The organism is Chitinophaga sp. LS1 (assembly GCF_034274695.1).
GTDB lineage: Bacteria > Bacteroidota > Bacteroidia > Chitinophagales > Chitinophagaceae > Chitinophaga.
On the sequence record NZ_CP128362.1, the window covers coordinates 4,549,597 to 4,575,505 of the forward strand.

At 43.1% G+C, this 25,909-nt stretch carries 24 protein-coding genes; 19 read left to right on the forward strand and 5 right to left on the reverse strand.

The features are described 5' to 3' along the window. Positions 1-72: 72 nt before the first annotated feature. The 7 genes from QQL36_RS18800 (at position 73) to QQL36_RS18830 (ending at position 6,304) form a co-directional block, all read left to right on the forward strand. Positions 73-840 carry a DUF1080 domain-containing protein gene (locus tag QQL36_RS18800; protein ID WP_083726655.1) on the forward strand — a complete coding sequence of 256 codons (768 nt, stop codon included), beginning with the start codon at positions 73-75 and terminating at the stop codon, positions 838-840. A gap of 116 nt (positions 841-956) precedes the next feature. Then, positions 957-1,922: a sensor histidine kinase gene (locus tag QQL36_RS18805; RefSeq protein WP_083726657.1), complete on the forward strand. Its 966-nt coding sequence runs from the start codon at positions 957-959 to the stop codon at positions 1,920-1,922. A gap of 4 nt (positions 1,923-1,926) precedes the next feature. Further along, on the forward strand, positions 1,927-2,670 hold the full coding sequence (locus QQL36_RS18810; protein WP_083726659.1) for a LytR/AlgR family response regulator transcription factor: 744 nt from the start codon (positions 1,927-1,929) through the stop codon (positions 2,668-2,670). 135 nt (positions 2,671-2,805) lie between these two features. Then, positions 2,806-3,561: a hypothetical protein gene (locus QQL36_RS18815; RefSeq protein ID WP_143708993.1), complete on the forward strand. Its 756-nt coding sequence runs from the start codon at positions 2,806-2,808 to the stop codon at positions 3,559-3,561. Between the two features lie 219 nt (positions 3,562-3,780). Then, a complete protein-coding gene (locus tag QQL36_RS18820; protein ID WP_083726663.1) occupies positions 3,781-4,548 on the forward strand; it encodes a hypothetical protein in 768 nt (255 codons plus the stop codon). A gap of 111 nt (positions 4,549-4,659) precedes the next feature. Continuing rightward, the gene (locus QQL36_RS18825; protein WP_083726665.1) at positions 4,660-5,463 is read left to right on the forward strand and encodes an alpha/beta fold hydrolase; all 804 of its coding nucleotides are present in this window, start codon (positions 4,660-4,662) and stop codon (positions 5,461-5,463) included. 13 nt (positions 5,464-5,476) lie between these two features. Further along, positions 5,477-6,304: a hypothetical protein gene (locus tag QQL36_RS18830; protein WP_321566387.1), complete on the forward strand. Its 828-nt coding sequence runs from the start codon at positions 5,477-5,479 to the stop codon at positions 6,302-6,304. Between the two features lie 197 nt (positions 6,305-6,501). Here the strand turns inward: QQL36_RS18830 and QQL36_RS18835 are convergent, their stop codons facing one another. Beyond that, on the reverse strand, positions 6,502-8,907 hold the full coding sequence (locus tag QQL36_RS18835) for an alpha/beta hydrolase-fold protein (RefSeq protein WP_321566388.1): 2,406 nt from the start codon (positions 8,905-8,907) through the stop codon (positions 6,502-6,504). A 359-nt stretch (positions 8,908-9,266) separates the two neighbouring features. Beyond that, a complete protein-coding gene (locus QQL36_RS18840; protein WP_083726671.1) occupies positions 9,267-10,133 on the reverse strand; it encodes a diacylglycerol/lipid kinase family protein in 867 nt (288 codons plus the stop codon). Positions 10,134-10,175: 42 nt separating this feature from the next. Here QQL36_RS18840 and QQL36_RS18845 point away from each other — a divergent pair, with 42 nt between their 5' ends. Together QQL36_RS18845 and QQL36_RS18850 are read left to right on the forward strand one after the other, a co-directional pair. Next, entirely contained in the window at positions 10,176-11,165 is a 990-nt protein-coding gene (locus tag QQL36_RS18845; RefSeq protein WP_321566389.1) for an App1 family protein, read from the forward strand. A 44-nt stretch (positions 11,166-11,209) separates the two neighbouring features. After that, positions 11,210-11,941, forward strand: a complete 732-nt coding sequence (locus QQL36_RS18850) for a DUF481 domain-containing protein (RefSeq protein ID WP_083726675.1) — start codon at positions 11,210-11,212, stop codon at positions 11,939-11,941. A 60-nt stretch (positions 11,942-12,001) separates the two neighbouring features. Here the strand turns inward: QQL36_RS18850 and QQL36_RS18855 are convergent, their stop codons facing one another. Together QQL36_RS18855 and QQL36_RS18860 are read right to left on the reverse strand one after the other, a co-directional pair. Then, the gene (locus QQL36_RS18855) at positions 12,002-13,291 is read right to left on the reverse strand and encodes a DEAD/DEAH box helicase (protein ID WP_083726677.1); all 1,290 of its coding nucleotides are present in this window, start codon (positions 13,289-13,291) and stop codon (positions 12,002-12,004) included. A gap of 267 nt (positions 13,292-13,558) precedes the next feature. After that, on the reverse strand, positions 13,559-13,972 hold the full coding sequence (locus QQL36_RS18860; protein WP_321566390.1) for a GNAT family N-acetyltransferase: 414 nt from the start codon (positions 13,970-13,972) through the stop codon (positions 13,559-13,561). Positions 13,973-14,017: 45 nt separating this feature from the next. Between QQL36_RS18860 and QQL36_RS18865 the strand changes: the two genes are divergently transcribed. Next, positions 14,018-15,130: a suppressor of fused domain protein gene (locus QQL36_RS18865; protein ID WP_179091241.1), complete on the forward strand. Its 1,113-nt coding sequence runs from the start codon at positions 14,018-14,020 to the stop codon at positions 15,128-15,130. A gap of 112 nt (positions 15,131-15,242) precedes the next feature. On the opposite strand, the gene QQL36_RS18870 is transcribed toward QQL36_RS18865, so the two are convergent. Beyond that, on the reverse strand, positions 15,243-15,941 hold the full coding sequence (locus QQL36_RS18870) for a phosphodiester glycosidase family protein (RefSeq protein ID WP_321566391.1): 699 nt from the start codon (positions 15,939-15,941) through the stop codon (positions 15,243-15,245). Between the two features lie 183 nt (positions 15,942-16,124). Between QQL36_RS18870 and QQL36_RS18875 the strand changes: the two genes are divergently transcribed. From QQL36_RS18875 to QQL36_RS18915, 9 genes are all read left to right on the forward strand, one after another. Beyond that, positions 16,125-16,613, forward strand: coding sequence for a hypothetical protein (locus QQL36_RS18875; RefSeq protein ID WP_321566392.1), 489 nt, complete (start codon positions 16,125-16,127; stop codon positions 16,611-16,613). After that, positions 16,610-16,894 carry a hypothetical protein gene (locus QQL36_RS18880; protein WP_321566393.1) on the forward strand — a complete coding sequence of 95 codons (285 nt, stop codon included), beginning with the start codon at positions 16,610-16,612 and terminating at the stop codon, positions 16,892-16,894. The genes QQL36_RS18875 and QQL36_RS18880 overlap by 4 nt, the downstream gene beginning before the upstream one ends. Continuing rightward, on the forward strand, positions 16,894-17,880 hold the full coding sequence (locus tag QQL36_RS18885) for a hypothetical protein (protein ID WP_321566394.1): 987 nt from the start codon (positions 16,894-16,896) through the stop codon (positions 17,878-17,880). The genes QQL36_RS18880 and QQL36_RS18885 overlap by 1 nt, the downstream gene beginning before the upstream one ends. A 236-nt stretch (positions 17,881-18,116) precedes the next feature. Beyond that, positions 18,117-18,821, forward strand: coding sequence for an SDR family NAD(P)-dependent oxidoreductase (locus QQL36_RS18890; protein WP_321566395.1), 705 nt, complete (start codon positions 18,117-18,119; stop codon positions 18,819-18,821). A gap of 12 nt (positions 18,822-18,833) precedes the next feature. Next, positions 18,834-19,748 carry a helix-turn-helix transcriptional regulator gene (locus QQL36_RS18895; protein ID WP_321566396.1) on the forward strand — a complete coding sequence of 305 codons (915 nt, stop codon included), beginning with the start codon at positions 18,834-18,836 and terminating at the stop codon, positions 19,746-19,748. A gap of 631 nt (positions 19,749-20,379) precedes the next feature. After that, entirely contained in the window at positions 20,380-21,429 is a 1,050-nt protein-coding gene (locus QQL36_RS18900; RefSeq protein WP_321566397.1) for a hypothetical protein, read from the forward strand. A 506-nt stretch (positions 21,430-21,935) separates the two neighbouring features. After that, a complete protein-coding gene (locus QQL36_RS18905) occupies positions 21,936-24,077 on the forward strand; it encodes a hypothetical protein (protein ID WP_321566398.1) in 2,142 nt (713 codons plus the stop codon). Then, positions 24,078-25,160 (forward strand): hypothetical protein, encoded by a 1,083-nt coding sequence (locus tag QQL36_RS18910; protein WP_321566399.1) that lies wholly within the window; start codon positions 24,078-24,080, stop codon positions 25,158-25,160. It abuts the gene before it with no gap. Continuing rightward, positions 25,157-25,891 carry a hypothetical protein gene (locus QQL36_RS18915; RefSeq protein WP_321566400.1) on the forward strand — a complete coding sequence of 245 codons (735 nt, stop codon included), beginning with the start codon at positions 25,157-25,159 and terminating at the stop codon, positions 25,889-25,891. Before QQL36_RS18910 ends, QQL36_RS18915 begins: the two co-directional genes overlap by 4 nt. The last annotated feature ends 18 nt before the right edge of the window (positions 25,892-25,909 follow it).

Consider the following 25,909-nt stretch of genomic DNA (forward strand, 5'->3'; position numbering starts at 1 on the left):
ACAAGAAATATGATAGCCGGATTGTAATTTGTCGATAGCTTTTTTAATTTAGAGAATTAAATTTTAGTGATCATGTATAAGAAAACGCTTGCAACAGTAGCGGCTGTTGCGCTTTCAGCCACGTTATTTGCGCAGACCAAACCCGAAGACACAGAAGTGTGGGAACCAGTCCCTGCTGTAGTAACCCCCGGTAAGATTAACACAGACGCACCTTCCGATGCAATTATTTTGTTTGATGGCAAAACCCTGGACCAGTGGGTTTCTGTCAAAGATCCTTCCCAGCCTGCAGCCTGGAAGGTATCCGGAGGTATCCTGACTGTGGAAAAGAATACTGGAAATATACAAACGAAAAGGTCTTTTACGAATTACCAACTGCATATTGAATGGCGGGTACCAAAGAATATAACCGGTACCGGACAGGGTAGGGGAAACAGCGGGTTGTTTTTAGCCTCCACCGGCCCTGGTGATGATGGATATGAGTTGCAGATCCTGGATAACTACAACAATAAGACCTATGTAAATGGTCAGGCAGGTAGTATCTACAAGCAAACACCTCCACTGGCAAATGCGAACAAAAAGCCCGGTGAATGGCAGACCTACGATGTGATCTGGACAGCGCCTAAGTTCAATGCTGACGGCTCTGTTCAAAGTCCTGCCCGTGTGACCGTGTTCTTCAACGGTATACTGGTACAAAATAATACAGTGTTGCAGGGCCCTACCAAATACATTGGCAAGGCTTCTTATGAAAAACCACATGGTGCTTGTCCGATCAAATTACAGGCACATGGGGATAAGAGCGAGCCTTTGAGCTTTAGAAACATCTGGATCAGAGAATTGTAATTTTATAAGCGCCTTTGCCACCAGGCAAAGGCGCTTTTTTTAGTCCACCCCTCAATTTTGCAGCTTCACCTTTATTTCTATAATTTTAGCAGGGCGATACTGCAATTTTGCCATCAATGAGAAGACAACTCTACATATATAGCTCGCTATTCATCACACTGGCACTCAACATACCTAAACTCTTCACACTAAGAGAAAACACACCTATATCCCGCTTTGTTCCATTCAACTTATCTGAAGTTATATTCCAAACTGGTTTTAACCTTATCTTTTGTCTCGTTATTTTTTACATCAGTGATACTTTTAAGATCAACAAAGTCATCACACACTTATTAAATCTATTAGCATTACTCTTCTTTTTTACCATCGGTCTCACCATTCAAAAGCACCTTTACGGCGCCGGTTTTTTCCTGCCCGGTCGTGGCTTAGGCATTAAATTGACACTTACACTTATTTTAGTGTTGATAGAGGTCCGTGTAGTCAACATCCTTCGTCAATCCCGTTTCAAAGAACTTGAAAACGACCGGCTCCGCAACGCTTACCTCAAAGCAGAACTGAGTTTACTCAAGGGGCAACTCCAACCGCATTTCTTTTTCAACGCCCTTAGCAGTCTTTCCGGAGTCGTTCGTGAAGACCCTGTCAAGGCACAATATTACATCAACCAGCTATCCCGTTTTTTTCGCTATTCATTGCAAAAAGAAGATACTGGTTTAGTGCCTTTAAAAGAAGAGATCAGCGCCGTCAACTCGTACGCTGCATTGCTGAAAATGCGTCATGAAGAAGGTTTTCAACTCAATATAAATATACCGGAAGAACAGCTGCACCGCCTACTTCCTCACATGTCACTCCAGCCATTGGTAGAAAATGCCCTCAAGCATAATAAGATACCGTTACTGCTGGAAATTACATTGAAAGAAAACGAACTGATAGTAAAAAATAACCTGCAGCCGGTTCATTTTCCAGAACCCGGTACAGGCATAGGTTTATCGAATTTAAACGAACGATATAAGATCCTTCTTCAGCAGGAAATCAATATCGAAAAAACAGCCACGGCATTCATCGTAACACTTCCTTTGCAATAAAAATATGGCATTACGCGTAGCGATCATAGAAGACGAACCAGCCACTGCCCGCAATCTGCGGCACATGCTTCAGGACATTGCACCGGAAATAGAAGTATTGACTATACTGCCGGGTGTAGCTGAATCCGTGGCCTGGTTGAATGACAACATGCAGCAATGCGAACTCCTGTTTATGGACGTTCGTCTCAGCGATGGCCTGTCCTTCGACATCTTTAGCCAGGTGAACGTAACGCTCCCAGTGATCTTTGTGACCGCTTACGATGACTATGCCTTACAGGCCTTCAAAGCAAATGGGATTGATTACATTCTCAAACCATTTGATGAAAGTGAGTTAAAGCAAAGCTTACAGAAATATAATCGCCTGCGTGATAATAGTAAGATGCAGCAACTGGTGGCGCAATTCAAATCCTATAAACAATCCTTTTTGGTACACAACAGGGATAAGCTCATTCCCCTGTCTGCGGGTAACATTGCCTGGTTTTACACGGCAAATGAACTGGTGTATGCCGGTACCGTCGATAATAAACAATACATCATCGACTTTACAATGGAACAGTTGCAACAACAGTTGGATCCTGCGGTATTTTTCCGGGCCAACAGGCAGTTCATTGTACAACGTGGTGCTATTCAGGAAGTTGATTTTTATTTCAATGGCAGATTGGCCCTAAAGGTCCATCCAGCGCCCAAAGAACAGATCTTAATCAGCAAGGCGCGGGTGCCTGAATTTAAAAATTGGATGAACGTGTGATTCTCAATCATTTGCAAAATAGAAGCTAACATATAATAAAATAAGCCCAATTTAAATTGCGGGAATGCTTTTATATTAAGAAAATAATGACTATCTAGCAGTACCTATTTATTATTCCCTATAAAATGTGATTCTATGAAAACACGACGCGTGCGTAAAACGGTCCTTTCCCTTTTAATGCTCTCGGGTTTGGCCATGATGGTTTTTTCCTGTAAGAAGGATGAAGATGATGGCGTCATCACTTCCGATGAAATGGCAGAAGCGATCAGCCAGTCTTTCAGCAGTTCAGGTGGCGGTCTGGTTGTGCAGACGAATGCAGCCATGAGTGTTGTATCCGCAGCAAACGGTGAGCGCAAGGCCGGCAAACTGTCAGACCAGTGTGGTATTCCGATTTCAAAAACGCTGACCAGCGCTAACTCAGATACGGCTACCTATTATACATGGAGTTATGGAATTACCTGGAACTGGGAATTGGCCTGTACCGAAAATGTACCTACACAATATGAATTCAACGCTTCTGGTAGAGCACTGTATGATTTCCCACGCATGTCTTCTGATGATAGTGTGACCAACAAAATTGTAGTAACCGGTCTGTCAGACGACAGTACCTTCTACAAGGCGAGTCAGACATATATCCGTACAGGTACACAGCAATCCAAAATTGGGAAGATGCACAAGTTCACCAGCACAGTGACAGTTACATCTACCAATATGTATATCAATAAATCAACACTGAGAATCGTATCTGGTACGGCTACCGTAAATATCAAAGGTGAAAGCTCTAGTGGTAAATCATTCGCCTTGTCAGGAACACTGACATTCTCAGGCAATGATGCGGCATCACTGGTACTGAACGATACAAAGTACACCGTGTCCTGGATCAAAGAATAAACATTTGTGACAAAAGTATACAATCAGCCTCCGCCTTCTGGTGGAGGCTTTTTTATGCTTACTACCTGGTAAGCAGTTCTTTATTTCTTCATATACACAATAAAGGATCAATACCAGTCGTTTATATTATTATTTTACTATATATTAGCATGCGAAAAGGGGGACATAAAAAATAGCCTACTCCTTTTTACTATATTCTAAACTAAACAAAATTCATCTATGAAAAGAATGAGCAACCCCTTGTTGCGCAGTAAAGCTGCCCTGTTATTCATGTGTGTAGCAGCCGGCATGTCTGTAGTAATGCCATCTTGTAAAAAGGACGACAAAGAAAGCAGTCAGCCAGCGGTAAGCCAGGCAGAAGTAGCAACTGTAGTAAATTCCGCAGTAACCAATGGTGGTGTAGCCGCTCAGACTTCAGCAGCAGCTACAACAGCATCTCTCTACCTGGGTGCACGTAAAAGTGCAAAGACAACTGGTGATGATTGCGGTTATACCGACGAAGATTCTTTCCAATTCTCTTCTGATGCAAATGCGTCTACCACTTTCAGCATTGATTACACTTACAAATTTGTGATCACCTGTGCTGCTGATCAGTACCAGTCATTCAACTTTACATTTGCAGCAAAGACATCACTGGGTACTTCCAAGATCTCTGTGGCTGATACTTCAGCTGCTACTTTTGCTATCACCGGTCTGGATGATGCAAGTAAAAACCTGGTATTCAATCAGGCGTTTGACAACAAGGCTTCCCTGATCTCAAAAGATGGTAGCGGTAACTCTTTCTATAGTACACTGAAATATACTGCTACTGATGTAACAGTTAGCAAAACCACCCTGCAGATCATTTCTGGTACTGCTGCGGTTAAGATCACTGGTACAACTACTACCGGTAAATCTTTCAGCTATGAAGGTACAATTGTGTACAAGGGTAGCAATAAAGCTGTATTTACTATCACAGGTGGTAGCAGCTTTGACCTGACATGGTAATACACATGATTGAATAAAAAAAGCTCACACCATCGGTGTGAGCTTTTTTGTTTTTGGACGCTCTTTTAATTCCTTATTTTAGCTTACCGGATGCAACCCCCGTTATTATATATGCACACAGTAAAGGCGAAGAATAACGTACATGTTAGTGGTAAAGCAGATGCCGCACAAACTATCATCTTTGGTCATGGTTTTGGTTCTGACCAGACCGCATTTGCGCCACTGGTCAAGGCATTTGAAGCTGATTATAAGATCGTGCTCTTCGACAATGTAGGTGGTGGTCAGGCAGATATCAATGCCTTCAGCCCTTCCCGCTACAGTTCTATTCAGGGGTATGTAACTGATATGGGAGACCTGCTCCGGGAGTTAAAACTGGAAAACGTGATCTATGTAGGCCACTCTGTCAACGGTATGATAGGCCTGCTCTCCGCTATAAAATATCCATCTTACTTTAATAAACTGGTGCTGCTGGGTAGCAGCTCCCGTTACCTGAATGAGCCTGAAACCGGCTATGTAGGCGGGTTCAACATGGAAGCACTGGAACAATTGTACCACGCTATGAGTACCAATTACTACGCCTGGGCCAGCGGTTTTGCTCAACTCGTGTTGCAAAACCATGACAGACCAGAGCTGGCGGCTAATTTTGCCAAAACTTTATCCTCCATTCGTGCAGATATTGCATTGTCTGTAGCAAAAGTTATCTTTGAGATGGATCACAGGAGTGACCTGGGTAAATCCAGCATACCTGCCCTGATCGTACAGACCTCAGACGATCCGGCTGTACCCAGTGAAGTAGGAGACTATATGTTAAAGCATATCCCTAACAGCCAGCTGGCTATTGTGCATACCAAAGGGCATTTTCCCCATGTGAGTGCACCGGAAGAGGTGATCAGTATTATTAAGTCCTTTATATAAACAGCTTTTTATAGTGACACGCTGGGAAAGAACTACGCTTACGTTTATTAGTCAGACGAGTGATTGGGACAGGAACCGGGATACGACTTCATTCATTCCTTTCAGCATATCATTGCTACGGGAGCTGTTTGGCGCCTATATCTCCCTGCAACTTGATTTCGAGGATACCTATACAGCCAAAGTAAAGGCAGCGAGCCCGTCTTATCTGAATGATCTGATACTGAACCCAGGTCCGCTCACAGCATTGCTGGAACAACATCATTATAAGACAATATACTGGTCACAGATCCCTGAAAAAAATGCCTTTGATGATTTATTACAGGCGCTCTCTTCTGCCGTTATATTGCCTGTAACAGAGCCGGGTGTGAATGCGATTATCCTCTTTGGGTGGAGTGAGCCGCAAACATTTGATGCCAGTGCACGGGAATGCCTGGAAATTATTCGGTGCCGGTTTAAGGAAATTCTTCAGCAATCGCATACCCAGCGCATAGTTAATATAACGGTGTCCCGCTTCACTGCTATTATGCATACCATCCCACAAGCCCTGGTATTTATTAGTAACGATGGGCATTCCGGTTGGGTGAATACAGCAGCTGCAAGTCTGCTCGATCTGGATCGTTCCGGTGAACAACCACCCCATGTATTATCGTTAGTGATGGGCAAGTTGATAAATAGTGCGGAGAATAAGGAGGTGATCAATAAAGAAGCTTTACTGCTATTTACATCTCCGGATAGTAAAATGAAGGATATGAGGTGGGAGATACCGGGAAATACATTGTCAGTATCCTGTATGCCGGTAGATGGGATAGGAAAATTATGGGAATTTAAGAGAATTATATAGCCGGCCGCAGGCCCTTGCGGTAAAAAAAGGATGAATCAAAAATAAATGAACCTCCTTAGAACTGCATAAATGTAAACCTGGATCCATCAGGTATCCGAATGAAAAGAGCGTGTATCTTACTTTTGATACACGCTCTTTTTTACTGAAAATAGTTTTCATTCCCCGTTGGAGAATTCCCTCTATCATGAATGTTTTATTTAGTTTATAATCTCATCTTTCACACTCAACTTCCACTCATTATCATAGAACCCAGCCGTCTTCACTTCTGTCTCTTTTCCCTTCAACAACTCCGCAGAGAAGATCATATAATCCGGAAACCCACTTCCTCCCGCAAAATACTGATTCGCTTCCGCCGCTCTCATGCCCTTCAGTCCAGTACCGCCAATCACCGCCACAGCAGCCACCTTACTATCCATTCTGGGATACATAAAATACCCTGCCAATGCATCGCCTGTATAACTCTTCTCACCCACAGTCACTTTACCTCTGCTCATCTGCACCGGAGAATTTTTCAACAGCAATCCATATGCTTTATTCGTAGTCGCATTCCCATATATGATAACCCCTCTATCAGCATAATCCGCAGCCTTGAAATCCTTATCCGCCACAATATCTATCGCACCATTTCCCCTGTAATACCACGTCTCTGCATCATACCTTGCTTTATTTAAAGACCATGCATTTTCCTCAGGCGTACCTGCCGTGCCATACACAAATACCATCCTGTGATTAAATGCTTCTTTCAGTGTACCATTTCTTACAATACCTTTATCTGTTTCTGCTGGTGCCTTTCCGATGGTCCACTGAGGTCCATGCTGCAAATACAATATCTCTCCATGAGCAGCATATTTTATTGTCTGTCCATCCAATACAATTTCACCATCAAATCCTTTCAGATCCAATGCCAGCACTTCCACATTACTTGTGGTTCCACTGATATTGTTTCCTGCACGACGCAATTGTACCCTGCTATACTCCAACGCATGTTGCTGCTGTAATACCTGCACCCAATGATACTTAGAAGAGATCGCGGTACTTGCCGTAGTAAAATCTACCACCTTCACACTGCTATCTGCCGGAATCGTATGCCATTTAAAATAAGAAAACAACGGCCCCCAGTCTACACAAGTATCGCCATACCAATGCTCACCACCCGGATATTCATAATAACTAAAATCAGGATGAAAATCTGCCAGTATCTTCTTCATTTGTCTGGCATAATCTACAGACACTACACGATCACTATCCCCATGCAAAATATACACACCACCTGCCTTATAGTTATTCGCTAACTTAAAAGTATTACTTGGATTGCTCGCTCTCAGCAAGATCTGCTCGGTGTTATTCTTAGGTGAATCAGGAATCAATCCATCAGCAGAACCATATCCCATCAAAGTCGGATACCCTGAACAGGGTGCAATTGCCGCCCACTTTCCAGGGAAAGTAGCCCCTAAAATCCATGTACCATGACCACCCATAGAGTGCCCTGTCAGATAGATCCTTTCAGGATCCGGCTTGAACGTTGCGGTTGCAATATTCAACACTTCCAGTGCATCCAGTCTGCCCCAGTCTTCCCAGTTAAAACCACGTGGACGTCTGTTTGTAGGCGCAGCCAACACACCCCAGTCTTTATATTTATATGCACTCGCCTGGTTGATCGCCTGCACTTCTGCACCATGTACAGAAAGGAACAAAGCCGGTGCTTTCCCCGTTGGATTCAGTTGAGGAGATACTGCATAATATTGTACGCTACCATCAATTCCACTTACGAATGTGCTGCTATAATGCTCGCTTGCACTCACCGTCTTCAATGCCATACTTTTACTGTCAATCACTTTATTCTGATGGCTCAGCGTCAGTGCCACACTGTTATTATCGTTACCCGCAGCAGAAGCATCCATCATAAATCCTACTTTACGTGTGGCCAGTGGTGCGATTTCAGGCAGGGTAGTGGTAAGGGGCTTGCCCTGTACCGTCGCCTTTATCTGTAGGCCTTTCAGTGGTTTGTCCGAAGTGTTGATCACAACAACAGCACCCCATAAACCACTGTTATCTTTACCCTTCACAACAAACGGCATCGTAGAATCGGCCACACTGATATACACAGGTTGTTTTGGGAAAGTGAGCTGCGCACGCATTCCCTGACGCCCCCATCCACGGCTGGTACGGATGTAAAACTCATTCACACCCTGCTTTAACTGCACGGGTGTAAACATCCATCCATAGCGGTACATATCACCAGCATGTGGCACACCATTCACATATACCATCTGGTGACCGGTGATGTTTAAAATCGCTGTCTGTGCTTTCGGAGAATTGTACGTTACATAGATATATCCATTCGTCAAGGCCTTTCCAGAAAAGGTGCCATCCTCACCAGCAGTTACTGTCTGCCATTTCTCTCCATCAAATGACTCACTGCCATTCGCCGGTGCCTGCAGGGGGCCATTGCTCATGGCGTATGCCAGTTGATCCGTAAACAAAGCCGTTCTGCCATACTGATGACAGGCGCCACTCCTTAATCCCTCCTTAAATACATAACCATCCTGTGCAAAGAGAGAGTTCCCCGCCAATATTGCCAGGGCAAATAATAATCGCCGCATAAAATTGATTTATGTGAACAAAATAGAAAGTGGAGGGAAGAAATGCACGTAGTATTTTGCCCGATATGGGTGTAATTTGAAGAGCGGTAATAATGGGGAGTTATGTGGGGGCTACAGAGGGTATAATGCGGCGTCATAAAGGTATTATGCAGGTGCTACAAAGGTATTCTGCGGTCCTGCAATGGTTTTATCCTGGCGCCACAAAGTATTATGCTGGTGTTACAAAGGTATTCTGTGGCACTACAATGGTATTATGCGGCACTATAAATGGTATTATTTTGGCACCACAAGGGTATTATGCTGGCACACAAAGTATTATGCAGGTGCAACAAAGGGTATGCTGCGGCACTGCAAATGTATTATGCTGGTACCAACACCTGCAATGCTTTCGCCATTATCTCCGCTTTCACTGAACTGATCTTCCCTAAATATTCCCCATCCACCTGAAAATGCGCTTTTCTACGCGTCATAATCGTCACCTGGTCTGCCTGTATCACCTCCGTCTTTCTCGGATCAAAAGGCTTAAATCTTCTGATCATCTTTAATAACTCCCACAAAGAAAGTCTCCTGATGATCACCACCTCAAACAACCCATCGCTGAGATTGCCATCCGGGTTAATATTCACCCCTGTACCATACCTTCGCGCATTCGCCAGCACAATCATAAATGCCACTCTCGACAGGTGTACCTCTGCATTCCTGATTTGTACCTGCAAAGACTGCTTTTGCCACAAGGTCTTGATCGAAGACAGCGCATAGCCCAGTTTGCCCCGAATACCTCTCTGTTCAAAGTTTTTTACCAGGAGTGCATTGAGTCCTAAATCTCCCAGGTGTATACAGATCTCCTGTTGATTGATACGGATCGCATCAATGACCTGTACCTTTCCTTCCAATATGATCCCCATCGCCTTTTCGAACTCCGTGGGTATAGACAGTTCTGCAGCCATGCCATTGGCAGAGCCGGCAGGGATGATACCCATAGGGATCTGAGTATGTAATAAATGCGACGCTACTGCTTTCACTGTACCATCTCCACCCACAGCCACCACACGATCCGGGTGCCAGTGTTGGATTGTTTTTTTCAGCTCCTGCGCTGATGCAGGGCCGTCAAATATGCATATTTCAATCTTTTCTGCCCGTTCTTTAAAAAAATTCCTTATCAATGTAGCATGATCGGCCTTCTTTTTGCCGCCCGAAACAGGATTGATCACAAAGAGTAGCCGCATAGGTTGCCATTTTTATGCTCTTATTACAAAATCAGCGCCTGAATGACAGCATGGAATAAAATTCTACAATGGCTCGGTATGGAGACACGTCCTCATATCAGGGTATACAATGGCTTTGGAGGGGCAGAATACCTCGAAATATTCGGTCATGTACTTGCCCTTGGCCCGAGGCCTGTTACCCGCTACAGCCGGTTCTTTCTCGTCAATATGTTCGCATTGTTGCGCCTCTTCTGGGTAAGACCGATGGCAGGCATCAAAGTGATGCTGGAATGGGACGGGATAGCAGTCACGGCCATAACGGAAAAAGACGGGTTCTTCCATTTACAATGGCAGCCCGCCCGCATGGTGGAAGCAGGCATATACAATGTAGAGGTAAGGATGGTTGGTGTGGTGGATTCCCCTGTTTCGGAGACCACCGGTGTAGTTATTATTCCACATCACACACAGTTTGGCTGCATCTCAGATATCGACGATACCTTCCTCGTTTCTCACTCTGCAAAGATTGTGAAGCGCCTGCAGGTATTGTTTACCCGCAATGCCCGTACCCGCAAACCTTTTGAAGGAGTGGTGCGGCATTATCAGTTACTCAGTCATTCCAACAATCCTTTCTTTTATGTATCCAGTAGTGAATGGAACCTGTATGCATATATAAAAGAATTTATCCGCTTTAATGGTTTACCGGATGGTGTGTTTTTATTAAATCAGTTAAAACCACTCCGGCAATTATTAAAGAGCGGACAAAACAAACACAAAACAAAGTTCACCCGCATCACCCGTATCCTCAAGCATTACCCTGATATGCGCTTCATTTTACTCGGCGACGATACGCAGGAAGATCCAAATATTTACAAAGCACTGGTAGATCACTTTGGTACACAGATCATCGCTGTATACCTGCGTAAGGTGCGAAACAGCAAAGCCATTGCTACCCGCGAAGTCGTGCAGGCCATGCAGGACAAGGGGATCGCTGTATGTTATTTCGAACACAGTGAAGAAGGTATAGACCATTCCAGGCGCATTGGATTAATATAAGGTATTGATTTTAGGCATATTAATTGTGCGTAAGGCATCGTTTTATGAAAAGGATAATCATCACAATATTCACCATATTTTTATGCGGAACTGCTTTTGCACAGTTCAGCGATTCGGTACACTACTACGGGAAGTTCGCATCCACAGGCTCTATCAACAAGACCAACGAAGGCAATTCTTACCTGTTGAGCAACATGTTCAAGGTAGGGGTGAGCAGGAAAAAGATTGTAATGAACGGTTTTGGCAGCTGGGTGTATGGAGAGTCGAACGGTGAACTCACGAACAATGATTTTTCTACATCGCTTGACGTCAGTCTGTTTCGTGCGGTGAAACAAATTTATTACTGGGGACTAGCGAACTATGATAAAAGTTTCTCGTTGAAAATAAACGATCGTTTCCAGTCAGGTGCGGGAATAGCCTATAATTTCCTTGACAGGAAAACTGCTTATCTCTCATTAAGTGATGGATTCATATGGGAAAAGGGGGATCTCTTTATAGACGATACATTGCATGATGTGTACGATGCCGTACGCAATTCAGTTCGTATATCTTACAAATTTGTTTTTGCGAATATAGTCACGATAGATGGGACACAGTTTTTCCAGCCAGATATTACTGATATCAGTGATTATAACCTGAAATCAGTGAATAATATAGCCTTTGCCTTGCGAAAGTGGATAGCGATCACAGCGTCTATGACATATAATAAGGTAACGCGAACGGGGAGGGAGAACTTAATATTTACATATGGGTTAACGCTGGAAAAATATTTCTGAGGTATCAGCTGGTAGAAAGATATTTCAGAGGTTCGCCATGGCGAACCTCTGAAAATAGTATTATCTCGCAGCCTGAGGCTTTGGTCTATGTTTCTTTGGAGCATTTACACTACCCTGTCTGTTTCTGTGGAAACCGCCGCCACCACCTTGTGGCATTTTCCTGGGTCTGTTTTGCTGCATGGGTGCTTTTACCGCCTGCATACCTACTAACGGATCATGGAAAGGTTGATCCGTTACTAACGGGATCTCTCTGTTGATCAGTTTCAGGATATCTTTCAGGAATGGTTTTTCTTCTTCTTCACAGAATGAAATCGCGATACCGTTGGCACCTGCACGACCGGTACGGCCAATGCGGTGTACATAGGTTTCAGGTACATTCGGTAATTCAAAGTTTACCACATGCGTGAGGTCGTCGATATCGATCCCTCTTGCAGCGATGTCGGTAGCAACCAGTACACGGGTCTGACGGTTCTTGAAATTACTCAAGGCACGTTGTCTCGCATTCTGTGATTTATTACCATGGATTGCTTCGGCAGTCACACCTAATCTAACGAGGTCTTTCACCACTCTGTCCGCGCCGTGTTTGGTACGGGCAAATACGAGTAATGTTTTGATCGCATCATCTTTCAGGATGTGTTGGAGCAGGTGGCGTTTATCCTGTTTCTTTACATAATATAAAGATTGTGTAATAGTTTCAGCAGTAGAGGATACGGGTGTAACTTCTACTTTCGCAGGATTTTTCAGGATCATGGCAGCCAGTTTCTGAATTTCCGGCGGCATGGTTGCAGAGAAGAACAAAGTCTGTCTGTTCTCAGGCAATTTGATGATCACGCGTTGTACATCATGTACAAATCCCATATCGAGCATACGGTCAGCTTCATCCAGCACGAAGAACTTAACATCTCTGAGTGTGACAATATTCTGACTAATCAGGTCAAGCAGACGACCTGGGGTCGCTACTAAAATATCTATGCCTCTGCGTAGTGCTTCTACCTGTGGTACCTGTGATACGCCACCAAAGATCACCTGATGTTTCAGGGGAAGGTATTTACCATAAGCCTGCAGGCTTTCCTGGATCTGAATCGCGAGTTCGCGGGTAGGAGTGAGGATTAAAGCGCGGATGGGTCTTGGGCCTTTTTGTACAGCGGGTGTTGTTTCTGACAGCAGCTGTAACAATGGAATGGCAAAAGCGGCAGTTTTACCGGTACCGGTCTGGGCACAACCCAACAGGTCTCTTTTGTCCAATACATAAGGAATGGATTGTTGCTGTATAGGAGTTGGCTCAGAGTATCCTTCTTCTTTCAACGCCTTCAGCACTGGCTCTATGAGCCTTAATTGTTCGAATGACAAAATCTTATATTTTTAATGATAAATGTTTTGGTAAGGCTATCAATGCAGTTGATACGTTACCCGCCTTACTCGCAAACCTATAGAGGAAGAGAATAAAAGTAACGCAAAGGTACGGTAAATAATTTAAATGCTTGTCAGGTCTTAATTAAATGTTCCTTAGCGCAACTATTTTATGATTTCATTTGGTTTTCCAGGGCAGCATTTCTATTGAAACATGCGCTTCTTAGATGAGTTTTTACATGATTTTTCTACTGATTCTTTCTCTTCTTATCCCAGTTTTTCCATCATTCTCTCCGGGTTTTCTACCACTACAAATCCTGCCTTTTCATACAAGCTGTGTGCATCTTTCGTCACCAATCCCCATCTTTTTAGTGTCTGCAATTCAGGGTGAGACATAACAGCTTGCAGCAACATTTTGCCGAGACCGTGTCCTCTGTGTGTTTCTGTGATAAACACATCCATCAGCCAGCCGAAAATAGTATAATCAGTTACGACCCTGCCAAAACCCACTTGTTTGCCGGAACCGGTGTATACACCAAAGCAAAGAGAATTGTCAATAGATCGTTGTACGGCATCAATGGTACGATCTTTGGCCCAATAGGAACGTTTACTTAAAAATTCATGGATCATAGGGAGATCCAGTTGCGATTTGTCAGTAGATACAAAGAAAGGGTTATCCATACGACAAATGTAACATGTTTGGAGATAAGTATATATCTTGCAATTATGAATAAGGAACCTCAGGTATTGATAGAACAACCGAATGGAAGGCATACCATGTATGCATCGGTAGAGCAGGATGATCGTACAGCTTATTTGTACCTGTTCCCTGCGGAATTACAGAGTAAAAAGTATAAGATGCGTGCCTGCTGGCTACGCAATTTATTGCCTGCGCCGGAAGTAAAGGACGTGGCAGCGATGCATAATGGTACAGCGCCGATGTTACAGAGCAAGTTCTGTAACCATCCGGATGGTAAGGAGCCGTTGAAAGCAGAATTGTTAGAGATTGTATGGCTGCCTGAAGATGACGGTGCGGCAGTATTATATGATGGTGAAATACTCGGCGTGATTCCCGGATGGAGCCTGTATGTAGATGAAGCGGTATCTTATGCTGCGGATTGTATAGGTGTGGAAGGTGATGATTTCCTGGTATTGCCGTTGGGTGATCCGGGTACGAATCAGCAGTTTGCCCGAGTAGGTGAGGCGGTGGCGTTCCGTAATCAGTGGAGTAGTGTGGAGGCACCTGCATGGCCGGTGATACAGGAGAATTTTATCAATAGCTATGAGCAGCGGTTTGGAAAGATGCTGCAATACTTTGCGATAGATAACAATGAATGGCCGCCAATGGCGATGGGGAAATTTGAAAAGGATAATATTGTATACTTTTTAACCATGGGTGCGAGTATTCGTCCTATGCCATGGGTGTCTTATCTGTACAATGATACTTCAGAAGCTTACCGCAGAATGGAGTTGGCCCTGGCAGTAGACAAGAATGAATTCTCTGAAGACGAGATCATGAAGATGGCGGAGAGTATTGCTACCATGGCCGATATTCCATGGAGGCATATCAGCTGGCTGGGAGAGGGACATACGATTGGTTCTTCCAAATTGCCGGAGCCTTACGAGAGTATGGTGTTGTCATCAGCATTGTATAATGGCGAAGCAATAGAACTGCCGGAGATGTATGGAGATAAGGTGAATCTGTTCTGGGCGAGTCCGGTAACGCAGAAGGAGCGGGAGTTTGCGCATAGGAAGGCGAATGGCGGGTATGAGTTGTTGGAGTTGATGATACAGAAGGATGCGACGCATGTGGTGAAGAAAAGGAAAGCGGTATTGTAAAATTATAAAAAGCCGGCTCTCTCAAAAGAGCCGGCTTTTTATTTATGGATAGCGTGTTACTGCTGGAAGTAGCGTGTTATTGCTGGAAGAATCAAAAAAATGCACTCATCTTTTATTGAGCTGACACGGTAATCATCACCCCAAAATCTCCTCCCACATCCTCCTTTCTATTCCTCTTTAAATACATCTTAGAAATCGCCCCATCTAAATACAACGCATTCTTACACCCAAACTTCTCTTTAAAGATGCTGGCAAACTCATAAAAATTCGTCTGGTTACTTTTCGAAATAATAAACACCACCTTTCCATCTGGCATAATCCCCACACCACTTCTCAGGTTTACATTCTCAGAACCTTGCTTGAACATAGGATGAATATTTCCATCAATCACCAGCATCGGTCCTGACTGTGTAGCATAGCTGATATCCTTGTTTTTAAAGGAAGAAGTAGTCGATACATGCGCACCTTCTTTATCCATATAAAACACCCCATTGGGTAGCAGGTAAAAATTACCCGGTTTGTTCTGTGACGTATCCAATGGCCGGATCGTCTTCCCATTTTCTATATACAAACCTACGGGTACATTCCCGGGTTGGAACATCCCTCCGTTGGTGATCATTAAAATGTCTTTTCCTGATGCCTGCTTCACGGCGGCAATATTTTTATAAGGGATCCCCTTATCATCCAGCCAATGCATGCGAATCACCTCCTTTGTAGGATCCACAATAATCGCATCATATTCCTGCTGGTGCCAGGTAAAACTCAACTCCTGGGAGAATAAAAGGAAAAAAGCGGTTAACAATATTTTCATAGATATAAAGTTATACTTTTAAACAAAGCAAAACCGACTTCAAAGAGGACTATAAAAAAAATATGAAATGGTTTTTATCCAGTATAAATTGGATAACCTGAAGATGAAAATTAGATGTCTGCTTGGATAAATTTTATGCCATAAATCCCGTAAATTCAAAGTGGTTCTTCAACCTGAAAAAATATGTCTGAACAACCCTCCATATTTGACGACTCTTTCGAAACGGGTTTAAAACAACGCCGCCGTGCGCTGATGCCACTGTTCCTCAAGATCTATCTTGTCATTTTCGCACTATTCTGTATTTATCAGGTTGTCGCCAGGTGCTACTTTATTTATAAGTATTCCTATTTCTACACTCAAACCGGGCTGCTGGGGCTCAGTGGAATAAGTTTTTACCTGATGATCCTGCGAAGCGTGCTGGGTGTTATTGTCATGATAGCCACCATCCTGTCCTTATGGATGGAGTGGAAATGGGCGATCCGGTTCAACTGGGCGGTATTGGTCTACTGGACCCTCATGGGAGTCGTTGATTATGTAACCGGCAACGGATATGGAATATACCTGGGCGTCATGGCATTGGTACTGGCGCCATATTTTTCCATGCTATATCATATCCAGCAAAGATGGGAGGATGAAGCCGTCTCCGGGCGTGAATTAAAACAAACAAAATGAAAATAGGTGGTACTGTTAACTTTAAAAAGGAATCCCTGAATATTCCCGGTTACCTTGAATTTTTTCACACATTCGTTCCTTTCTCCCCCGAAAGATTATCAACCGATGAAGGAGGAGAGCGCACTCTTACAGGCGAAGCCATCGAAAGCCTGATCCCGGATGTATGGAATCAATACTTTATCCTCTCCGGTAAAGATCACTCTATTCCCATGAATTTCACATATTTTGATACCCCGAATCATTATATTGCATCTTATCCCTATAAGATCAGCAGAACATAATGAAACAACTCTTTATCCTTTGTCTATATTTTCACAGTGTTTTTAATGTATGTGCTCAGCAAAAGAAAATTAACCTTTGTGCATCAACCAGGTTCTATGTTGTAGCGAAAGAATTTCGAATTCCCAATGCGGTGTGTACTGTAAATAATAAAAATTTAAATGCGCTGAAAGAGCAGATCCGAAAGAAATTTGAAATCAACGGGACATTTGTCAGCATGAATTCATTTTTGATAGAAGGGAATACGTATGCAGAAGCGCTTTATAAAAGTAAGAAATGTGATACGCTGGCAATATTGTATCTTTTTGACAAGAAGAAAAGAGTCTTTTACTCAGATCCTTACAGGTTACAAGATGGTGTGTTCGATTTCCGATGGGAAAAATCCCAGGGTAATATTTCCCTGTATCGAAGAATAAAAAAGGACAATAAGGTTCGTGTTACAGCAAAGTTCCAGTATGATGAGCATCAGAAAATGATTCATCGGTCTGTAGAAGATGGTCATAGCAAATGGGGAAGTCTTGTATATTCCGGCCGGATAAAGAAAACCATCGCTCTTTGTGATATAATGGGGCTGTCAGGAACAACAAAACGTGTTGATATTCCCAAAACAAAGTCCACCATTCAGAATAAAAATGTAAGTACGATAAAAGCAGATATTACGGCTGGATTTAGCATTGATGGTACGATGATCAGGATAAATGCCTTTTCAGCATACGATCATACTTTTGCGGAAGTCTCGTATAAAACTAAAAAATGTGATGCAGTCGCGTTATTATTTCACTGGGGAAAAGGAGAGGGGTGCATAGCATCTAAGCCGTACAAGATAATGGAAGGGGTGGCTGATTTTAGAATGAGTAAGAGTAATGGGCGAATTAATTTATATAGAAAGGTGGGAGTAAAGGGGAAAAATTATACAGCAAGCTTTGTTTATGATATGAAAAAGGATAAAATTGATAGCTATTTATATAATGGGGTCAGTAAATGGTAAAACTCAATGCCGTATTTAATAAATGGAAAGTCAATTACCTGAATAGCTAATGGACAGTACATTTACGCTGATTGTTGGCTTTTTATGCGCAAGCGAACTATCTTTGATCCATTCCCTAAGAAATGAAATATAGTAGCCTCCACCATCCTAAAAGAGATTCGGCTTCAATAATCATAGACCCGGCGATAGCAAACAAAATCTAAACCCAGACCTTTGCCTTATCAAAATCGCCCATCATGAAACATGTATTGATCACCGGCGCCAACAAAGGCATCGGCTATGAAGTAGCAAAGAAAATGGCTCAACTCGGCTATCACGTCTACCTCGGTTGCCGTGACGAGCAGAACGGTACCACCGCCATCAATCAATTAAAAGCCGAAGGCTTAACAAATATCGAATTCCTTAAAATCGATGTCTCCGACCTGCACGCTGTCAAACAGGCGGCTGCCAGCATCGCCTCTCTGGATATATTAATCAACAACGCCGGTATCCCAGGCGCACAACCACAAAATATCTCCGCCTGCGATATCGAAGAAATAAAAAGGATCTTCAACACTAACTATTTCGGCGTAATCCAAACTACCCAGGCATTCCTGCCCCTACTTAAAAAGGCCCCCCTGCCTGTCATCGTCAACGTATCCAGTGAACTCGGTTCCCTGGCCATGCAAACAGCCAAAGACCGCTTCGCCAACTGGGACAACTACCATGCCTATGGTGCCACCAAAACGGCCCTGAACACATTCACCATCAACCTTTCCCAGGAATTACGTAATTTCAAAATTAATAGCGTAACACCTGGCTACACCGCCACCGATCTCAATAACTTCGCTGGCTTCAAAACCGCCGCCCAGGGTGCCGAACCAATTGTTCGCCTGGCCACTATAGGAGAAGATGGTCCAACGGGTCAATTCTTCCGTCAGGAAGGCGAGTTACCCTGGTAAATTAACACAGACATGAGAGAACTACGTAGATTAACATCCATCCAGGAATTTCACCGTTTAAGAGGCTTACAGCCTCCTGCGCATCCGTTAATCAGCGTAGTCAATTATGCGGAGGTAGTACTTTCTTCCGAAAGTAATCATATCAACTGGGTACTTGATTTCTATTCCATCTCCTTAAAAAGAGACGTCGTTGTTAAATTCAGGTATGGTCAGCAACAATATGACTTTGACGAAGGCATCATGTATTTCATCGCTCCCGGTCAGGTCTTCAATGTCGAAGTCCCAACCGAAGCGCAACCTAATAAATCCGGATGGATGCTACTCATTCACCCGGATTTCTTCTGGAATACAGCTCTGGCAAAGAATATCAAACAATACGAATATTTCGGTTATGCTGCGCACGAAGCGCTCTTCTTATCTGATAAAGAAGAAACGACCATCATAAATATCATTCATAATATCCGGCAGGAATATCATTCCAACATCGATAAATTCACCCAGCAAATCATTGTCTCTCACATTGAGACACTCCTGAATTATGCGGATAGGTTCTACAATCGTCAGTTCATCACGAGAAAAATCACCAGCCACCAGATCCTCGATAAATTGGAGCAATTGCTCAATACCTGTTTCCAAAGCGATAGCCTCTTAGCCAATGGTATCCCCACTGTGCAATTGATTTCCGAAAATCTGAATATCTCTCCTAACTACCTGAGTAGCCTGCTTAAAAATCTCACTGGCCAAAGCACCCAGCAGCATATACAAAACAAACTGATAGAAGTAGCCAAACAAAAGCTCTCTACCACCAGTTTATCAGTAAATGAAGTCGCTTATGAATTAGGATTTGAACATCCTCAATCCTTCAGAAAGTTTTTTAAATCCAAGACGAATATGTCTCCATTGGAATTTAGGGAGTCGTTTAATTAGTAATCTGAAATCCCGGTAAAAAATTTTGTAATCTGGTTTTATTATCTAATTTTGCCTTCAGCATTCTGTTTAACCTATCTGTCAGCGAACAACCCATAGCATTTTTTTAATTCAAACAATTACCTATGTCATGATGTTGCCATCGAGAAAGCATTAACACCCGTTTATATTTAAATATCCCAAAATATTCGCATTCACAATCCAATGCGCTGCTTTGGTATGCTTATCAACGTTTATGTTAGGAACTCCACCTATTGCCCAACCATAAGCAATATGGCCCACCTGAAAAATAAATATGTTGGCCTGGACTACCAGATATTCCGATAACCAGCAGGCTCCCTGTTGTTTTTTAAGCATTATCGACTGAATCGTGAATTTGAAAATACAGCAAGTTTGAGCTGTAGAAAAGCTTTGGGACTATAGGCTTAATTGATGTTCTCCTCTATTGTAATAAACAAATCTAAAGGCTCATTTAACCTGGGACAATAATATCTTCATTTTTAATCCAAATTACATGCGATCACTATTATTAATTTTATCCCTTTGTCTTGTTAATGTATTTGCGAAAGCGCAAATGTATGACTGTTTGAATTATTCGGCAGTTGCAATTCCCAGAAATGGAGTAAAAATAATGACTAATCTACCGAGTGCTGGTGCCAATATGATGCCTACTTTATTCATTCAGGGATTTGGGTTCGGCAATGCAGCTACTATTAATATTCAGCTGACCTTTTATTTCAACAGCAACACTTTTACAAACCCTAAAGCTTCTAACAGTGGTACCTATAGCCCGCCTATCACATTGGCACAGGAGAATGGTAAGGTGGTTATTTTTATTGATTCAAAAATTAACTACCAACGTTTCCATGTCAGTGCCTGGGGGTCTGGACTAGCATCTGAAACTGCTGCTAACTTCGCTGGCTGGACATGGGCAGATACAACATTATTTAGTGAGGCAACCAGTATTAAAACCGTTCCTTATATTAATAAATTCGATGGAACAGTCTATCTCCCGGACAGTGTAACAGTTCTTCCTGAAGGAAGATTTGGGATCAGTACATTAACTCCCCGGGCCCCATTGGATGTCAGCACCACAATAGCTGATACTATTACAGCGGTTCTTTCCAGGTTACCTGAAGGACATTACTACGGCCGGGGGACAATGTTAGGTGTGCATGCTGTAAACTCTACGCCTCATTATAGTCCATCTTTTGCGATTGAACATTATTTTTATGGGTATAAAAACAGCGCTATTAACTTTTGCAGAGGAAATTCCGTACAGGGTGGTTTTATGACATTCAGTACGAACGACGGAACAGAAAAAATGCGGTTGGATGCAAGTGGTAATCTGGGAATTGGTACAGGCACTACTACTTTAGGTAAATACAAATTGACAGTAGAAGGTGCGATTGGCGCCAGAAAATTACAAGTTACACAAGGAGCATGGGCTGACTTCGTATTTGCGCCTAATTATCAGTTACCCAATTTGTATGAAGTAGACAGGTACATAAAAGAGAATCGCCATTTACCGGAGATCCCTACTGAAAAAGAGGTAAAGGAAAATGGAGTTGATGTGGGTGAAATGAACATGCGGCTATTACAGAAGGTGGAAGAGCTGACCTTGTATCTGATAGAACAGCAAAAGACAATAGATGAGTTGAAAAAAATAATTCAAAGGTAATGGTGTTATTACAATAGAATTTTATAATAGTGTGTATGCTTTGTACGCAAAGCATACACACTATTATAATTATAGGAAGGAAATAACTCTCCACCTCCGCACCCCCTCCATCAATCATTAATAAAATTCCTCCCAATAAATTTTGTATTCTCCATTTATTCTCTAATTTTGTCCCACAGCATTCCATTTTAACCTTTATCTGTCAGTGAATTACTTAACCCGTTTTTTAATCCAAAAATGTACCTATGTCATAATTTTTACCCAATCGAGAACGCATTAATACCCATTCTGATTTAAGGATACCTATATGTTCGTATTCCCAATCACAACTGTTTAAACAACAAGTTGAAATCACTATACTTTATATTATTCTTCCTCACGGCAGGGAGCCTGGTAACCTATGCTCAATTACAACGTAGTACCAGTCTGCCCGGAGCCCCAGGTAAAGGACCCATAGTTGCTTTCCCCGTGGTATTAAACAATCTTCCGGCGAAGTGTCTTATATAATGGCATCTGACACCGGCGGTTATGTTAACCTGGTACCCCTATACGGTAATCAACACTATGACACCACCACCCGGCCGCTACCACCCCGCAAGCCTTTCCTGAAGGTGCATGGGAATGTTATGTATGACTATTACTACCAATCCGGCGTTGATACCCCATATCAGCAAAAAGATATTTACCAGCATACAGTACAGACCTATCTCGACATCACAGTAAGGGATCAATACCCTGTGCGTGTTGCATTCACCACTGCCAGAGGCAATTCAACCCTGTTCCGCAATATCACAGGCGTGAATATGCAGTACACGAATCGTGACTTCAAAAACCTGTTGTATGATAAACTGCAAAAATGGGATGCTTCTCAAATAGGCCAGTTGCAACAATTACAATTAGAAAAGCAGCAGTTGAATGCAAAATCTTTAGAATTATACCAGTTAAAGGACTGGCTATCTTCTCCTGCCCAGTTACAACGATTAGTAGAAGCACGCGAGCGGAAGTTATACGGAAGAAGAGATACCCTGCCCACACCTGGGTTGGATTCTCTTCCCAAAGTGCCGTCAATGCCGGAAGTGCCTTCCTGGGATGTGCTGCTTCGTTATAAAGGCCGTCTGAATACGAAAGACAGCACCACAAACCGTCTGCCTTCCGACTCAAGCTTTGAAAACTACTACGCTGCCCGTCAGCATCAGCTGGACTCTTTGCAGGATCGCCTGCGCATTATGGACAGCACCTATCATGCTCACGAAGCACAGGTAGGTAACCTGAAAGGAGATGTCATTGAAAAGCTGATGAGCAGTAAAAACAATGCGGAGCTTTCTCAGCGTCTGAAAGAAATGAACCTGCCAGACACTGTACTGCCTAAAGGCTACAAGACTTTATTGGCGATTCGCTCAATAGGTCTCGGCCGTACCATGGCTGACTACTCTGAACTAACTGCCAAAGGCATCAGTATCACCGGTGTACAGGCAGAGTTCAACCCTTCTTATTACGTGGCAGTTGCTGCTGGTACGATCGATTATCGTTTCAGAAATTACGTTGTAAATAGCGATGCTCCCCGTCAATACCTGGCTTTGATAAGAGCCGGATATGGCATGAAAGAAGGCAATCACCTGTTCTTTACCTATTACATGGGTAAAAAGCAACTCTACAACCTGAATACCAGTGCAGATAGTACGAGCACTCCAAACTATCATATCATGGGTGTTGCTGTAGAAGGCCGCTGGCAGATCACGAAGCACACCTATATGACGGGAGAAGTGGCGAAGTCTTCTTTACCCTACTATCAGAAATCCGAACATAGTATGTTCAGTGATCATACCAATGAAGCTTATTCCCTGAGTGCGAATTCACTGATAGCAAAGACAGGTACTAAACTCACCGGTGTATACAAGGTAATGGGAGCGGGCTTTCAATCCTTCAGCCTTTATACAACAGGCTCCAAACAGATTGCATGGACTGTGCGTGTAGATCAGCCTTTCTTTAAACAGCAATTGTTAGTCACCGCCTCTGTACGCAGAAATGATTATACGAGTCAGTACCAGCAGGCCGATTATAAAAGCAATACCATTTTCAAAAGCATACAGGCAACATTAAGGATCAAACACTACCCTGTAGTGAGTGTGGGATATTATCCCACCTCTCAGCTGACAAAACTCAGCGACGGTACTTATATAGAAAGTACTTTCTACACGATGGTAGGAACAGTGAGCCATTTCTACAAGGTACATAGTGTCATGATGAATACAATGCTCTCCTACACCCGCTTCTACAACAAGCAGGATGATAGCAGCTTTGTATACTACAACACAAAGAACCTGTTGCTGAATCATACTATGTTCATGGGCAAATTTACCGTACAGGGCACTGGTTCAGCGGCTATGAATGGCGACTATGACCTGTATGGTGCGGATGGTACAGTGTTGTATAAAGTCAAAAGCTGGCTGGACATTGGCGCAGGCTTGAAATATAGTTATCAAACAACCTATGAAATCAGGAATGTGGGCTATACCGGTACGGCTCGTGTGGCTATCCCATATTTCGGACAGATAGAGGTCATGGCAGATAAAGGATTTATCCCAGGAGCTGAAAAGCGATTGGTTTCAAATAATACAGGTCGAATCACCTATACTAAAACATTTTAAATGAGACATTTTATCCTGATAGCCCTGGTGTTGCTATCTCTTCAGGCAACCGCCCAGGTAAACATGACAGTGCAGTTACCCCCAACCGGTGTGATGCAAAAAGCACAGTTATGGAATATCTTACTGGTATCTGCTTCTACTTCATCCATTTGGGTGCGTGTTGAATTACGTGTCACAGACGCCCAGTCCAACCAACCGGTATTGACAGGTGTAAGCCGTAATATAATGTTAAACAAAGGTGCCAAACAATTACAGGTAGCGGATGTAACGCCTGTTACCTACGAATACCTGTCACCTACTGCTGACAGAAATGCGAATGGTCTGCTCATGGCAGGCACTTACACCGCATGTTACAGTGTATTCCTTGTATCAGGTGATGCATATTCCCTGATTGCAGAAGATTGCCTGCCATTCGCAGTAGAACCGGTAAGTCCGCCGCTGTTAAATAATCCGGCAGACCAAAGTGTAGTTGAAGGAAATTTACCTCAGTTCACCTGGATACCTCCTGCTCCAATCACGATCTTCAGTGATCTGAACTACGATTTCACGATCGTAGAATTAAGGAATGGTCAATCTCCTGCCGAGGCGATCCAATCAAATATTCCGGTGTACCACACCACTCATTTGAAAGATCAGTTCTTAAACTACCCCGCTTCCGCAGTAGCACTGGATACAGCGAAGAACTATGCCTGGACAGTGGTTGCAAAGAACAACACGCAGTTCGCCGCACAAACGGACATCTGGACATTTAAGATCAGGGGTGTACCCTCTGAAAAAATAGTAGTGACGCAGGATGCCTATGTACAACTGAAAAAAGAACTGGATGGTTCATCTGTGGCGTGCTCCGGCGCATTACAGTTCGGCTATAGCAACGATGCCGGCGATACTACCGTGACATATGAAATCATTTCCTTAGATGCAGGTCAAAGTGTTGTGAAGACCGCCACTCTCTCATTGGAGCGAGGTATGAACAACTTAAAAGTAGACCTGAAAAAAGTAAGTCTCACCACTGGTCAGTCCTACCTGTTCCGTTTAAAGAACGGCAGACGTGAATACTGGCAGATAAAATTTGTTTACAAATGAGGTACTTCCTTACACTAATTATTAGTATAGCTGCTGCTTTGTCTGTACAGGCACAGGATACTGCAGCTATTGCAAAAGCGATCAATATCTTCCGTCGGGTGCAGGCCAAAAGCCAGCAACAACCGGTAAGTTTTGAAGTGAATTATACTTATTCCAATGAGTCTACACCCGGAACATTGCTGGATAGTCTGAAGGGAAAGATAGAGATAAGCGGAGAGAACTATCGTAGTACGCTGGATAATACTGAGACGATTCGGAATGCTAAATATAGCATTGTACTATTTAAAGAGGATAAGCTCATGTACCTGGCAGCGAACAGTAAATCAGCTTCTCCTGCTGATCCGCTGGAGACATTGAATACATTACTGAAAGGTGCGACTAATAGTACATTCAGAACCGAAAAACGAAACACAATTATCAATGTTTCGTTTCCTGCCGGAGGCAATTGCAAACAGCTATCTATAACAATAGATACCGTCTCACAAAGATTGATATCCATGCAGTATATCCTGAAAACAACCTTGTTGATGGGTGACGAGATGAAGAATGAAGTGCCTGAAGGATATGAGGAATATGCACAGGTGAAAGCGAGCTTCTATAATTACAAAGACATACCAGTGAATAGCAGCCGTTTTGATGAGAAGGCATTCTTTTATAAAGATGGGGATGCATTTAAAGTGACGCCTGAATATGAAGACTATAACATTTTCGTCGGCACACCTGGACTGTAAATTTAAAAATATTATACC

What these genes read in the sequence shown, in the direction of transcription:
- QQL36_RS18800 (WP_083726655.1), top strand. Translation starts at nt 73, where the DNA reads ATGTATAAGAAAACGCTTGCAACAGTAGCGGCTGTTGCGCTTTCAGCC.
- QQL36_RS18805 (WP_083726657.1), top strand. Translation starts at nt 957, where the DNA reads ATGAGAAGACAACTCTACATATATAGCTCGCTATTCATCACACTGGCA.
- QQL36_RS18810 (WP_083726659.1), top strand. Translation starts at nt 1,927, where the DNA reads ATGGCATTACGCGTAGCGATCATAGAAGACGAACCAGCCACTGCCCGC.
- QQL36_RS18815 (WP_143708993.1), top strand. Translation starts at nt 2,806, where the DNA reads ATGAAAACACGACGCGTGCGTAAAACGGTCCTTTCCCTTTTAATGCTC.
- QQL36_RS18820 (WP_083726663.1), top strand. Translation starts at nt 3,781, where the DNA reads ATGAAAAGAATGAGCAACCCCTTGTTGCGCAGTAAAGCTGCCCTGTTA.
- QQL36_RS18825 (WP_083726665.1), top strand. Translation starts at nt 4,660, where the DNA reads ATGCACACAGTAAAGGCGAAGAATAACGTACATGTTAGTGGTAAAGCA.
- QQL36_RS18835 (WP_321566388.1), bottom strand. Translation starts at nt 8,907, where the DNA reads ATGCGGCGATTATTATTTGCCCTGGCAATATTGGCGGGGAACTCTCTC.
- QQL36_RS18840 (WP_083726671.1), bottom strand. Translation starts at nt 10,133, where the DNA reads ATGCGGCTACTCTTTGTGATCAATCCTGTTTCGGGCGGCAAAAAGAAG.
- QQL36_RS18845 (WP_321566389.1), top strand. Translation starts at nt 10,176, where the DNA reads ATGACAGCATGGAATAAAATTCTACAATGGCTCGGTATGGAGACACGT.
- QQL36_RS18850 (WP_083726675.1), top strand. Translation starts at nt 11,210, where the DNA reads ATGAAAAGGATAATCATCACAATATTCACCATATTTTTATGCGGAACT.
- QQL36_RS18860 (WP_321566390.1), bottom strand. Translation starts at nt 13,972, where the DNA reads ATGGATAACCCTTTCTTTGTATCTACTGACAAATCGCAACTGGATCTC.
- QQL36_RS18865 (WP_179091241.1), top strand. Translation starts at nt 14,018, where the DNA reads ATGAATAAGGAACCTCAGGTATTGATAGAACAACCGAATGGAAGGCAT.
- QQL36_RS18870 (WP_321566391.1), bottom strand. Translation starts at nt 15,941, where the DNA reads ATGAAAATATTGTTAACCGCTTTTTTCCTTTTATTCTCCCAGGAGTTG.
- QQL36_RS18875 (WP_321566392.1), top strand. Translation starts at nt 16,125, where the DNA reads ATGTCTGAACAACCCTCCATATTTGACGACTCTTTCGAAACGGGTTTA.
- QQL36_RS18880 (WP_321566393.1), top strand. Translation starts at nt 16,610, where the DNA reads ATGAAAATAGGTGGTACTGTTAACTTTAAAAAGGAATCCCTGAATATT.
- QQL36_RS18885 (WP_321566394.1), top strand. Translation starts at nt 16,894, where the DNA reads ATGAAACAACTCTTTATCCTTTGTCTATATTTTCACAGTGTTTTTAAT.
- QQL36_RS18890 (WP_321566395.1), top strand. Translation starts at nt 18,117, where the DNA reads ATGAAACATGTATTGATCACCGGCGCCAACAAAGGCATCGGCTATGAA.
- QQL36_RS18895 (WP_321566396.1), top strand. Translation starts at nt 18,834, where the DNA reads ATGAGAGAACTACGTAGATTAACATCCATCCAGGAATTTCACCGTTTA.
- QQL36_RS18900 (WP_321566397.1), top strand. Translation starts at nt 20,380, where the DNA reads ATGACTAATCTACCGAGTGCTGGTGCCAATATGATGCCTACTTTATTC.
- QQL36_RS18905 (WP_321566398.1), top strand. Translation starts at nt 21,936, where the DNA reads ATGGCATCTGACACCGGCGGTTATGTTAACCTGGTACCCCTATACGGT.
- QQL36_RS18910 (WP_321566399.1), top strand. Translation starts at nt 24,078, where the DNA reads ATGAGACATTTTATCCTGATAGCCCTGGTGTTGCTATCTCTTCAGGCA.
- QQL36_RS18915 (WP_321566400.1), top strand. Translation starts at nt 25,157, where the DNA reads ATGAGGTACTTCCTTACACTAATTATTAGTATAGCTGCTGCTTTGTCT.